Raw genomic sequence first — 13,424 nt, 5'->3', positions numbered from 1 at the left:
AGCGTAGTTCAGTTATGAGTACAACGATTGATGATATCGCAAAGGCTTGCGGACTGTCCCGCGCCACGGTTTCCCGCGTTCTGCAAAATAGTCCCAATGTCAGCGCCAGGAGCCGTCGGCTTGTGGAGCACGTGATTCAGGAGACCGGCTATCAGCCCAATAAGATGGCTCAGAGCCTGGCGCAGGGATTTTCTAATACGGTGGCCCTGATTGTCGGCAACATCTCCAGTATTGCCCAAATTGAGATCGCAAAGGTCATTCAAAAGGGACTGTACGATCACAATTACATGGTTTGGCTGTGCAACAGCGACTACAGCACAGAGCTGTGTGACTCTTATCTGGACGTCGCTATGGCCAACAAACTGGCAGGGACCTTTTTGGTGACAGCAAGTGCGACCCCCAAAAAATTGATGCAGGCTACCAACAGCGACATGCCCATTGTAATGATCCACCGGCAGGACCTGGCCTCCTCCTGTGACTCCATTTTGGGCGACGATCAAAAGGCCGCCTATCAATCGGTACTATATCTGCTGTCTATGGGACACAGACATATCGTTCTGCTGGGTGTTCCGCAGACCATGATCGCCGGGCGCAACGCCTACTGGGGATACCGGTGCGCATTGATGGACAGCGGCTTTCCCTTTTCAGAAAGCAGCGTCTATGAAATTGATATCACCTCTTATTCAGACGCGCTGAAAAGCCGCAATCCCTTTGATGTGTCTCGAGTGTTCCAGGAACATCCGAACACCACAGCTGTTATCAGCTTGTCTCACGAGGTGGCCATTGACTTTTATCTGCAGTGCCGGAAGATGGGGAAACAGATTCCCAAAGACCTAAGTTTGATCTCCCTAGACCCCGTTCAAACCAGCATGATACCGGAAATCTCCTTTTCCACTTTCGGCGCGAACCAGAGGGCGCTGGGGCAGGCGGCGGTTAAGCAAATGCTGGAGCGTATTCAGGCCCGTAAGTCCTCTAAGCGGGATACTCAGCCGTATATCAGCTCCAACATTATTATTGAGCCTACTTTTTTTGAGGGAAACAGTGTGCAGAAATTATAAGCACAAAACAGGCTTGTTTTCCCGGTTCGACACCGTACGCTGGAAGGATTTCTCTAATCGGATAGTGGAGAAGTTTTGGGGGTGCCAGGTTGAGGCACGGCAAACCTGTTTTGCCATTTTCCTCCTGGCCTCACACAAGTGCGGACTTGCAGGCGATAATTTTGTTATTCTTTTCCTAAACAGTCAGGACCACCCGTTATGCGGGTGGTCCTGACTGCGAAAAAGTGTGTTTCGTTGGCAAAAAAGATGCGTCAAAGAAGCCTTGTACCGAGGGGGATTTAATCTTGAAACAGTCATACTTAAAAGGACGCGGTTGATTTTGTTTGGGCAATCGGTATAATATCCCTAAAAACACACAAACGGCAAGCTCCCTCCACGGAGGAGAGAAACCGTAATTATGGGGAGGGCTATATGCGGTTAATATATCTGTATATCAATAAATACTGCAATCTTCGTGAAGTGGAGTTCAATTTTAGCCCGGAGATGCGGCTGCATTTTGATGGAGAGACCGGCAGGCTTACTGCGTCAGATACCAAATTCCGCCTCCCGGAGCGGTTTTGGGGAGAGAATATCAGCGGCCTCAGTGTTGTTGTGGGCAGCAACGGCGCGGGGAAAACGAGTCTGATGCAGGCCGTTATAGAGCTTTTTCTGGATGCCCATGGTAGCGGGAATGGAGACGCAGAGGGCATATTGATTTTTCAAGAGGGCGATAAGCTGGTTGGGTACTATAATCCGGAGCGGAATGTCGCTCCGGTAAGAGAGTGGAAGGGCTTTGGGAACTATAGCCTGCCGAAGTGGTTGGATCGCGACAGCGTGAGCCGTATTTTGGGCAGGACAAAGCTGATTTATTTGACCAACGCGCTGACCGTGCGGGACAGCCGGAGAAGCCAGTGGTATCCCAGCGACCGGTCCGCCCCACTTTATGACTGCTCAGTGGGAAATCTGCTCGTGTCTGACGCTGACAAGGATGTAAATCAGGCCTCGCGCTCCGGTTCATTGGAATTGGAATCCTACCTTTTGTATGAGCAGTACAAGCAGATCAAATTTGTCTTCGATAAGCGCCAGCGCCAGACATGTGTTGGACTAAAGGAGGAGGGCTATCCGATGCCTGTGCCGGAGAGGCTCTATATTGACCTGCTGCTGGACAACCGTTTGTCCTCCGCGCTGGATACGAACGATTATTATGATGACAACGATTTTTCGGCGTGGAAGATTGATGAACTGTTATTTTCTGAACTGTATCCACCCCGGGACAAGGAGCTAAACCGCAGGACAGACCCAATCTCAAATTATGGGTATATTCTTTTGAGAGAGCAGTTAAAACGGTGCGCTATCTGGTGCGCAGTCAGAAGTGCGGCAAACGGGATGGATGACATAGAGAAGGTCAGGCTCCAGAAGCTGCTTGCAGAATGGGAACCGAGTGCGGTTCATTACAGTGGAACGGTGGAAGAAGCGTGGGTAGAAATTGATTCTATCATGAATTGCTTCGCTATAGAATGGAAGACACTGAAGGAGCATTGCCTGAAATTTTTGCAATTTATTGGGAATGAGAAGCTGGAAGAGCATTTCAGGCTTGAAACGAAGTTATGGGGCACGTTTCATCTGGACACGGAGCGCACATCTATCACTTTTTTCGTTGATGCAACGGATACAGAGTGGTTTATGGAGTTTTTGGAAAAATACCGCCGGATTTGTGAGCCGGATTATTTTCTGGATTTCCACTGGGGGCTCAGCAGCGGGGAAAACAGCCTGCTCAGCCTGTTTGCGTCCCTCTACTATATCTTCGGGGAAGATTACGCCAGCTCCAAGGCTGAAGATTACCGTATTATCAACAAATTCCGGAATGATCAAGCTGTTGTGTGTGACAGCGTTATCCTGCTCATTGACGAGGCAGACCTGACCTATCATCCCGACTGGCAGTTGGAACTGATTGACCTGCTGACAGCGTTCCTGCCCCGGATATATCCCCCGCAGTGCTGCCAGGATATTCAGATCATACTTTCCACCCATTCACCGATTTTGCTGAGCGACGTCCCACAGCAGAACGTGATCTACTTAAAGCTGGACCCGGAGCGCCATTGCGCTGTTGTGGACGAGTCCGCCCATGGAGGGACCTTTGGGCAGAACATCCACCTCCTGTTTCGGGACAGCTTTTTCCTGAAAAACGGTACCATCGGGCGCTTTGCCCGGCGCAAGATCGACCGCCTTTTTGAGGATCTGAAAGGAGTGGAGGCCGCTCTGGCGTCCAATTCAAAGGGGCAGACGGAGGAGCTTGGCTATTTGCTGGAGCACCGGTACCGCCCCTGCGCGGAGCTGATCGCGGAGCCGATCATCCGCCGGAAGGCGCTGCTGTGGATTGAGGAGCTGGAGCAGAAGCTGCCGTGGCGCAGGAGGGATGACCGGGTCCGCCGGCTTTCGGACGAGGAGCTGGAGCGGGAATACTGCCGGCTCAGGCAGGAACGGGACAGGAGGAAGCATGATACGGATTTTGACCTATAAAGAGCACCCCCGGGGAGATGCGATTCTGGACTGCTATTTATATCTGGCAGCATATGTGCTGCCATTTGATCCGGAAGATGTCCTGGATGGCCGGGTATTGCATGTGAGAGGAATTACGATAGCACCCGAAGATTTTTTGAAGAAATCCGGGAAAAGAGCCCGAATGCGGACCAAAAAATATCTGAAGCTGTTGAAGAAGTACCACATCGCAGGCCCGGCGGACTCCAAGGAGGAGCGGCTGGCGCAGGACCGTCTGCTGGCCGCGAAACTGATCTGGAAAGCCAGCCCGGAGCTGTACTGGTATTTGTACACGGCGGGGGGCGGGCCTGCGGTCCGGCGAGGCAATCTGCGGACGCTGCTGACGGTGAAAATGGACGAGCTGCCCCAGGCGCTGAGAATGATTGGGGCAATCCAGAAAAAAGAATCCGTTCAGAAGCTTCTAAACGAGGTGTTCCGCTACAAGGACTTTTCCAGCAATCCCCTGGCGGCGAAGCTGCTGGAATATATGGATGTCAACGTGTGCCCCTACTGTAACCGGCTGTACACTGTGACCTTGACGGAGGGGGAGGGAACGTCCAGACCGCAGTTCGACCACTACAAGAGCCAATCGAAATACCCGTATTTCGCCGTTTCCCTCATGAACCTGATTCCCTCCTGCGGCCTGTGCAACCAGAGTAAGGGAGACCGGGATGAGGAGGTGCTGTACCCCTATTCGGACCAGATGGGGACAAGGGTGGTATTCCGCACCAGGCCGGAGAAAAGCCTGCGCTACCTGACAGGCTGTCAAGACACACAGGAGGAATTCAGTGTGACGCTGGATACTGTGGACGGAGGTCTTCCGGAAAAGCTGCGGGACAGGGTTGAGGCCTCCAAGGATTTGTTTCAGCTGGTACCTCTTTACAACAAACATAAGGATTATATTTTATACCTGTTTTGGAAAAATTACGTGTTCAGCAGCGAGTATCTGCAAACCCTGTGCAGCATGTTTCCAGATGCCTTTCACACACTCCAGGACGTGAAGACCATGATGTATCTGATGGACATCGACCAGGCCCAATGGGGCCGGCGCCCCCTGGGAAAGCTGACTCACGACATCGACATGGAGATAAAAGGCCTGACCGAAGAGAAATCTTGATAGACTGACGGTATAAAGAGATTTGGACCACCTTCGATGGAGAGATGATCTTCTGGTACGATGCTGACGCCGGCGGCGTGAAGGACTGGACAGCTTGGCTGGAGCAGCTTTTGATGATGTCTGCAAACAGGCAACGCAAATAAAACGCTCCTTTTGATGCGAAGTGGTGAGGCTGGCAGATATTTGGCGGACGGGGCAGGGTAATGGGTCCTGTCGGGACTGGGAGCAGAATGGGAAAGATCAGGTGCGGTTTTTAAAGAACTCTTGGTGGTGGCATGTTCATATACGATAAAAAGTTATAAAAATACATAAAATGAGAAAATTTGGTTAAAATTGCAAATTGAAAAGTTTAATCTTTCGTGCTGTGAAAATTTTCTTTGGCTATTGCAAAATGTAGGCTCCCTGTGGTAAAATATTTAGGAACGATCTTGCGCCGTCAAGCGAAAAACATTTACAGTGCTTGGAAAACCAGGCATGAGTGTTTTATCGATCTGTAAAGGGAATTACCTTTACAGAGGCACGGGAGCCAAATTACGGTCCACTACTATTTAATGCGGCGGAAGTACGTTGCAATCCGGGGGAACTTCAATGAAATTGAAGGTAGATTGCAAGTACTGAACCGTGCAAAGCACAAGACGTTCAATGTGAATTGAAATGGGTCGCAAAGAGGACCGCTTGCTGATTCCATTGGAAAGGTGATTATCATGCCTGGATTTAAGCAGAATCGTTTTGCCGATCGGAAGGCGAAAGGGTCTCGCGGCGTGTCATCCTTCTATGGCACGGTTGAAAAAACCACAGTCAAGATAGGCCCCCCCGATGTTTCTTTGGGTGGGCCTGGAATTGATTTGGACGGACCTCATGCCTCCTTTGGAGGACTGTCACGTGTGGCCCCCCCCGGGAAACGTCCTTAATAACCGAGCCCCTGCGAAATTTTGTTTCGCGGGGGCTCTTTTATACTAAACTGCGAAAGACTTATAGAATAGAGATGAGAGGATTTTGCAATGGGAGATCATAACACAAAACCTTGCGGTATAACGATTAAGCTGGAAAAGGATATTTTGTGGGCACCGCACCATGGGGACGACTACATTTTAGGATACTTTGACCGGATTACATTTCAACCGGTTAAATATTGGCTGGGTTTTTCCCCCGGGGCCTCTGCTATTCGGTTTGACAGCAGAAATTCCAAGACCGAAAAGCAGAGCATACCCTCCTACCCGTTGAGCGGCTATCCGATTAAACTGCTCTTTCCTGCCTCGAAAATGATCGGGCGTTTGGAGGACTGCGGCCTGGATTATCAGAGCTGGCAGGGAAATATATCCGCGCTTCTGGACCGTTATCCCTGCGTCACTGTGGCGCTGGTCAACCTGACCGATGATTTTAAGGGGCGATGGCCCCAGGACGTATGCGGGGAACAGCTGGAGCGGTTTGCCCAGATAATCCGAGACGGCAAGTATCTTCCCCAAGGGGTTCAGGATGAGATTCCGGTTTCCTTTGCACAGGCCGGGACAGAAGATATCCATTTATGTATTTTACCGAGCCTGGGATATTCCGACTACTGCATTCTGCTGGCGGAGAAGGACTGGTCGTTTGCGCCGGTGCTGATTGAATATCTGCACCGCGCAGTGTCTGAAGGCAAGGCGATACTTTCCACCGATTATGTTATGCCGGTCTATCATATTTGCCCCAAAAGACCGGAACGCCCCATCTGCAGCGATGGGCATCGGCAGGGGATTCGTCTGTCCATGCGCGTCCATATGAAGCCTGGCACACCTATAGGTGAGCTGCGGCGCCGTGTGGGGGATTTTGCTGATGTCTATCAGCTTTCCGGCTCGTCAGATTGTCTGCTGAACTCAAAGGAGGGACAGGATTTCAGCGAATTGCTGCGTATGGTTATGGCGGACCACAAGAAAGGGACGGGTAAGATCAAAAATCTGGTGATCAGCACAGAGTCAACCCTCCAGCGCTCGGTGAGCTATACGGCGGAAACACAAAAATGGGCTAAATTTTCCGCACCCAATCCACGGAATCAGAGAATAACAAAATTGCGAGATGTCTTGATTAAGTACTGGAAGCTTCTGGACGAGACAAACAGGCATATGCGGCTTTTCAGCGCCACATGGGAACGGGTGACTGCCATTGAAAATATCTGCCGGCAGCCCCACAACCGTGCGCTGAAGAAAATTATGGATCAATGGCTGCTTGCCTTTACCAACAGCCTGGATCGAGGACTGGAAGCGGTGGCGCTTATCAAGCAGGACCTGGAGCAGGAGAGGGATGATGCGAAGCGCGAAGAACTGGACGAGAAGATGAATGAGCAGTGGGAGCGGATCGAGGAAGCGCTGGAAATCTTTGTGTCTCAGGTGGGAAGTTTTCTCGCCGACCTGTCCCGCTCAGACTGCTTTTCCATGGAGAACGAGCGGTATAACCATGCGTCTGTGAGCTCCGCTACCGCCCTGCTGCTGGCCTACAATCGGTGGCAGAACAAGTTTGTCGAGGATGTTTTGGATGAGGAGGCAAATAAAGTTTCCCGCTACGCCTTTCTTGTTTGCAGCGGCGGCTGTGACCACACCCATACAAACAATATTTTCTCCGACCTTGAGCCGGATGTACGCAGGGTATCTCGCGGTAAGCAAGGAGCGCGAGAGGATTTGGTTGAGAATATGCCCCTGATTACCCACATGTCGGAGATGGCTCTGTTTGACTGCGGCGGCGCGGTGCTTCGCATGACGCATGAGTGCATGCACTACTGTGGAAACAGGCGCAGAAAGGATCGGGTTGATTACATCCTTGATTTTACCGCTCGCTACTTCGGACGGTTTTTGGCCTATTCGCTTTTTTCTGAGCAGGATTACTGTGAATCTATGATTTCCTGCCTGAAATCCACATTTCAGGTGGAGGATGACAGCTTAAGCAGCGAGATCAGGGCCTGCTGGGCGGGCGAGGTTCAGGGGCTGTGCGAGGCGGTTGCAAAGGCCTTGCAAAACATTTTAGGCCAGCGATGCTGCCAGGACAGTGCCCGCTTCTGCTGGGACGAGAGAAATTATATGAGTGCGGATCTGATGCAGTGGCTTCAGGAGGAGCTGTCCAGGCAATTCCTCTGGTACCGCAAAACCGACGGCCCCCTGGAAAACCGCTACCCCTACAGTGAGTTGGTAGCGGTCCTGTACCGCGAGATGCTGAATACCGCTGTCCGTTTTTACGACCGCTGCAATGATATCCTGCAGGCGGCGGAGAAAAGCCTGACCTTCTGCGCTGTGGAACGGCGGCGGCTGGCAAGTTACCTTGACTGGTTCGACAGCACGGGGGAGTTCAGGGCCCAGGACCTGAGACGGTTTATTGTGGCGATCCTCAATCAGCTGTTAATGGACTCGCTCTGTCAGCCGCCCCGGCAGGACCAGATTGGAGTTTTTGGCGACTGCAATTTGGGCAATATCCTGGAACAGCTGGTATTCAACTGCTACAGTGAGACCTTTGCCGACCTTGAAGCGTGCATGCGGTTGGATGCATCGCCGGTGGATTACATCTTAGCCTTCGTTTTTGAGGAGTGGAATGTGTTGGTCTCGCTGCCCAGGGATGCCCCACACGTCTTTCGGATCTCCTCCGTACTGAGGGTCTGTTTTCCCGACGCCATAAACGATGAGAAGACTGCCCTTACCCAGGCGGTCCGGAAAGAGCTGAAGGCCGCCGTTGAAAATCTAGGCAGGCATCAGATGCCGGAAAAGCGCCTTAAATATGAGGATGTCGCCAATCAAATAGATCTCCTTCTGCGGACATATCGTCAACACTGCGAATGGGTGGCGGAACCCCTGGAGGCATATCTGCGCCTGTGTCAAAATGACTATAACAGCGCCCAGCATGACGGTATGAAGCTGTATCAGCGTGCCTTTAAGCGGATCCGTCTGCTGGATGGTAATGTGGACAGCGATGGGGTAGTCCAAATGTTTTCCAGCCTGATTTCAATAGGGGAGGTGAATGGCTTTGACGAAAGCACCTGAGCGGCTGGACTGCAAACGCCTGGTCCAGGCTCCGGACAAGAGCTGTTACTGCGGATTTACCGGGAAAGACTGGAGGGAATTCCCGGCTGGCTGCGGTGCGTGTATTGATGTGCCTTTGGTAAAAGACCTGCTGGGGCGGCATATGGAGCAGCAGGAGAACTATCTTCAGGAGATCCGCCAGACGATGAAGTCAGGCCAGACCGCGCTGGTCCTCGGCGCCGGGATCAGCATCCCGATGAAGATGCCCACCTGGCAGGGGTTGGTCTCGCAGATGGCCGGCCACGCGATGAAGTACTATGACTATAAGAACCAGAGGGACAAGCCGGACGCCGATGAGACCGACCACAGGCGGCTGTCCAGGCTGGAGCAGGAGCTGATCTCGAAAGAGCTTACCTTGTTCAGCGGGATCAATGTACTGGAGTCCGGGCAATATATCGCGCAGACTCTGGGAAAGCCCGGACAGAGAAGATCGGGAGAGGAATTGATTAAAGAGATCGTTTCTGTCATCGTAGAGGACAGCACAAAGCCCCAGGATTTTTTGAAAAACTGGGAGGCTGAGCACCCGGACCAGGCCTCCGGTGCGCTGAACCGGGAGGAAAAACTCTTGGCTTTGGCACGCAGCGAATCCCTGTGCGCTGCCGCCTACCTCCTGCGGGCTAAAAATGGATTCCGGTGTGCGCTGACCTACAACTTTGACACCTTGGTCGAGGAGTATTTGATCAAGCTGTTTGATGTTCCGCCAGGGCGGATTATCTCCCATCCGGGGGAGTGGAGCGGTAAATGCGCAAAAAAGTCCAAGGACCCGATTCATATTTTCCATGTCCATGGGTGCATACCCAGAAGGGAAAGCCGACAGGATCCCGACCTCACCTTCCTCCGGGAATCCCGGAGTATCATCCTGTCGGAGGACAGTTACTATGACACAGAACGCTATGAGGCTTATAACTGGCAGAACAGCATACAGTCCTACTATCTGAATCGAAACAGCTGCGTTTTCGTGGGATTTTCCGCAGACGATTATAATTTCCGGCGGATTTTGCGGCAGATGGATACCCCCGGTGCGCGGAGGACCAATGGGCCCAGGCACTACCTGATCCTGACGATCAATGAGCTTGTCAAGGATATCTGGATGAGCATTTGCCGCAGCCACCTTTCCAAGGGCACCACTGCCGAGAACATCCGGAGGGATACGCTCATGCTCCTCAGAAAACTGCTCTATATGAAAGAAAACTACTGGGCCCGTTATGGGTTTTATCCGATCTGGGTGTCGGTTGATGACATCCCCGAGACGTTGCTGTCGCTGATATAGCCTGCCATCCCCAGAATGGGTGCACTGCGCCCTCACTTCCAATAAATGTATGAAAGTGTCCTGCATTGGGGGCTGATAAAGAACCTTGTGAAACCTCGAAAAAGTTGAACGGTTACCGAAAAAAGCAAGACTTTGAGACAAAAATCAACATCCCTGAAAGCACGATTGTGAAATCGTGCTTTTTTACGCCTAGAAGGAGGCAACGATTATGCCAGAAGCCGTCCTGCTATATTACTTCTATGACGACGAATTTGAGCAGTTTATATTTTTCAAAATCCCCGCCAGCTTATCACCGACCCTGAATTTAAGCATAGTTCTACTTAATGGAACAACTAAAAGGAGAATCCAAATATGAGGCTGACATTTGCACAAAAAATTCTGGGGAGAAAAGTCCATCAGAAGGTTCGTGCCGGAGACTGTGTGATTGTTGATGTGGACGTTATGATGGCAAGCGATATAACTAGACCTATTGCGATCAAAGCATTTGAAAGCATAGAAGGCAAACAACAATAAATCAACAAAACTTAAAAAACTGGAAATTACCTCTTGCATTTAAAAAAAGACTGTGCTATAATAACAAAGCTGTTAAGAGGAATACCTCTTTACGGTATGCGGGCGTAGCTCAGTTGGATAGAGTGACTGGCTACGAACCAGTAGGTCGGGGGTTCGAATCCCTTCGCCCGTACCAACCTGTGTCGCCAAAAAAGATGCAGGCGAAAAACACCACATGAGAATGTGGTGTTTTTCATTTTTTTAGCAGAAATCAGAGAAAACAAAACAGAAGAGTTAAGACTTGAAATTTCTGGAAGCATTATTTTAAAATAACGTGAAAAAGATGCAAATCGGCCCGAAATTGGCCGATTCTGAAGCTGGAGGGGGTCGAACTCTCGAGTGATGCTCAAAACCTCCAAAAAGCAAAGAAAACCAACCGCCCCTGACCTGTTGGAAGTAATCCGATGGGCCAGGGGCGGTTTTTTGTTTCCCATCTTACTCAGGAGGAAAACCAATATGGCATACCGAAACACATATAAGAAATTTGCCCAGTCCTCATTCGCTGTGGGCAGCACGATCCGGAGCGACGGTTACCGCAGCTATATTCCAGCATTGGAGGGGTACACCCATGAGCACAGTCCCTATGATCCTAACTCCGGCCTGCTTCACTGGCTGCACATCGTGATCAGCAACACAAAAGCGTTCATCCTGGGTGCCTATCATGGTCTGCCAAAAGACAATTTACAGTCCTATCTGGACGAATATTGCTTCCGCTTCAGCCGCCGCAACTTTGATGGCGCTTTGCTGGAGCGCCTGTCCCTTGCTGTCGGCACCTCTGTCCGGCTGAGTTAAAGGGATAACCACATTTCGAAATAACGTGAAGAAGATGCAAAACGGCCCTGAACGGGCCGATTCTGAAGGTGAGGTGGAATTCTCAAGCAATACCTAACCTCCAAAAGCAAAGAAAATGAGCTGCTTTTGTGAATATTTCATAAAAATCAATTTTGGATTTTTCTGCATTTAACCCTGGACATTTTCTATAATACCATGACATTTCAAGGTCGTTATGGTATAATGGAAAAGCTATATGGGAGCTGCCGCTATGACAGACACACAGCGCCACGCTGCCGCAAAACAGTTTGCCGCCGATTGGCGGGGCAAAGGCTACGAGAAAGACCACAGCCAGACCTTTTGGCTGTCCTATTGAAATATGTCATTGTTGTTCGTTTATAAGGAGATGGAGTATGGCCAAACTGCTGGATTCAGACAAAATAGAATCCGCAAGGAGAACGAACAGCAAAGCGGAGCGCAGAGAGCAGGAGAGACGCAGATTACAGGAAGAAATTGCTCGAAATCGCGGCGGCAATGGTGTAATTGTAATTCCACCGCCTAAAAAAGAGCCCTTGGCGCAGGAATCGCCCAAACTGCGAGTGGCCGCGTATTGCCGGGTGAGTACGCAGGAAGAACAGCAGCTGGGCAGCTTTGAAATGCAGATATCCCATTACAGAAAGAAAATCGAAAGCAATCCAATGTGGGAATTGGTTGAAATATACCAAGACGAAGGAATAAGCGGTACTTCTGTCAATAAACGGTTGGGATTTCAAAAAATGATATCGGACGCCGTGGACGGACGAATTGATCTCATACTCACAAAGGGCATTAACCGATTTGGCAGAAATATTGTTGACATTCTTGATAATCTTCGCATTCTGTCCAGCCTGAATCCACCAGTAACGGTTTCTTTTGAAACAGAGGGCATTACCTCTACCGGTGATAGCAATAACAACCTTCTAATTGCGATCCTGTCCGCGTTGGCAGAGCTTGAGTCGCAGCAAAAGAGCGAAGCAATCAAGGCCGGTATCCGATGGCGAATGGCAGACGGTGTCTATAAGTTTTCTGTACATAATACACTCGGATATTATCGTGACCATTTTGGACGGCTGGTTATAGAGCCAACTGAAGCAAAAATTGTAGAGTATATTTACGACAGTTGTTTAGAAGGGGCGACTGCCACTGAAATTGCAGCTGCTCTAACAGAACAGCAAATTAGATCTCCAATGGGGCGTGATCATTGGTCACCTGGAACCGTCAGAAGTATTCTGCTTAATGAGAAATATTGTGGCGACGCGCTAATGCAAAAGACATATACAAAGGATTTTCGTACACATAAATCGGTGAAGAATGTCGATTTAAATAAGTATTTTAAGGAAAACCATCACGATGCAATTATTAAGAAAAATGATTGGAACAAAGTGCAGGAAATTCTTTCTCTACATCAGACAGTAAAGAGAACATCAAAACTCCGGCGGTTGGGGAGCCGCATAGTAGCAACACGTATAAAAGACGGACTCTTTAAGGGATATTTTGTGCTGGATAAGCGCTGGAATTATGATGACCGCAAAGAATTTTTAAAAATAATTGGAGAAGTATCCGATCCTAAACTCGAAAGGCAGGCACAAGTATGAATTTTGATTTTTCCGCTTTGAACTTTGAAACAATCGACGCTAATGTAAACGCTTATCCGGATTTATTCATTAATCAAAACGGGGTCACATTTACAAAAAAAGTAATTGAATATCTAGGCTATCCGGCATATGTACTCTGTTTGCTCGACCCGAAAGCAAAGGTATTCGCAATACGCGCCTGCAAAAGCAGTGAGTCCAAGGCGTTTAAATTCTCCAAACCTAAGAATGAACAAAAGGGAGTTGTTACAATCGGCAATAAAAACTTGTTGGATCCCTTACGCAGTGTCGTTGGAGAGGGATGGGTTCCAGGAAAACGATATCGGGTACGGGGCTTTTGGGTTTCTGACGCTAAAACTATGTGTTTTGATTTAAATGAAGGAACACAAGAGGATTTTCGTTCCACAAATCAGGAAAACGGTATTGAATAAGGTCGGTTAAATCATAATAAAAACAGCTTATTTGTGCTTT

The 13,424-nt window shown here is 49.8% G+C and carries 8 protein-coding genes, 1 tRNA gene and 1 pseudogene; all 10 read left to right on the top strand.

The window, feature by feature from the left end; genetic code table 11:
- Positions 1-14 precede the first annotated feature (14 nt).
- The 10 genes and pseudogenes from NFS22_RS11720 to NFS22_RS11675 all read left to right on the top strand — a co-directional run bounded on the left by NFS22_RS11720 (position 15) and on the right by NFS22_RS11675 (position 13,384).
- The gene (locus tag NFS22_RS11720; protein ID WP_251317940.1) at positions 15-1,058 is read left to right on the top strand and encodes a LacI family DNA-binding transcriptional regulator; all 1,044 of its coding nucleotides are present in this window, start codon (positions 15-17) and stop codon (positions 1,056-1,058) included.
- A gap of 411 nt (positions 1,059-1,469) precedes the next feature.
- Positions 1,470-3,557, top strand: a complete 2,088-nt coding sequence (locus tag NFS22_RS11715) for an AAA family ATPase (RefSeq protein WP_251317939.1) — start codon at positions 1,470-1,472, stop codon at positions 3,555-3,557.
- On the top strand, positions 3,535-4,692 hold the full coding sequence (locus NFS22_RS11710; RefSeq protein WP_251317938.1) for a hypothetical protein: 1,158 nt from the start codon (positions 3,535-3,537) through the stop codon (positions 4,690-4,692). Before NFS22_RS11715 ends, NFS22_RS11710 begins: the two co-directional genes overlap by 23 nt.
- Before the next feature lie 1,001 nt (positions 4,693-5,693).
- Complete coding sequence (locus tag NFS22_RS11705) at positions 5,694-8,690, top strand: hypothetical protein (RefSeq protein WP_251317937.1); 2,997 nt, start codon at positions 5,694-5,696, stop codon at positions 8,688-8,690.
- The gene (locus tag NFS22_RS11700) at positions 8,674-9,999 is read left to right on the top strand and encodes an SIR2 family protein (RefSeq protein WP_251317936.1); all 1,326 of its coding nucleotides are present in this window, start codon (positions 8,674-8,676) and stop codon (positions 9,997-9,999) included. Before NFS22_RS11705 ends, NFS22_RS11700 begins: the two co-directional genes overlap by 17 nt.
- Before the next feature lie 351 nt (positions 10,000-10,350).
- A complete protein-coding gene (locus tag NFS22_RS11695; RefSeq protein ID WP_251317935.1) occupies positions 10,351-10,512 on the top strand; it encodes a hypothetical protein in 162 nt (53 codons plus the stop codon).
- A 98-nt stretch (positions 10,513-10,610) separates the two neighbouring features.
- Positions 10,611-10,687, top strand: a tRNA-Arg gene (locus tag NFS22_RS11690).
- Between the two features lie 335 nt (positions 10,688-11,022).
- A pseudogene (locus NFS22_RS11685) lies at positions 11,023-11,343 on the top strand (transposase); the annotation flags it as partial.
- Positions 11,344-11,735: 392 nt separating this feature from the next.
- The gene (locus NFS22_RS11680) at positions 11,736-12,956 is read left to right on the top strand and encodes a recombinase family protein (protein ID WP_251317934.1); all 1,221 of its coding nucleotides are present in this window, start codon (positions 11,736-11,738) and stop codon (positions 12,954-12,956) included.
- Positions 12,953-13,384 (top strand): hypothetical protein, encoded by a 432-nt coding sequence (locus tag NFS22_RS11675; protein WP_251317933.1) that lies wholly within the window; start codon positions 12,953-12,955, stop codon positions 13,382-13,384. The genes NFS22_RS11680 and NFS22_RS11675 overlap by 4 nt, the downstream gene beginning before the upstream one ends.
- Positions 13,385-13,424 lie beyond the last annotated feature (40 nt).

The sequence above is a fragment of the Flintibacter muris genome (assembly GCF_943192995.1).
GTDB classification, from domain to species: Bacteria; Bacillota; Clostridia; order Oscillospirales; family Oscillospiraceae; genus Lawsonibacter; species Lawsonibacter muris.
The sequence above is the reverse complement of the archived record's forward strand: the minus strand, read 5'-3'. Positions and strand labels throughout refer to the sequence as shown.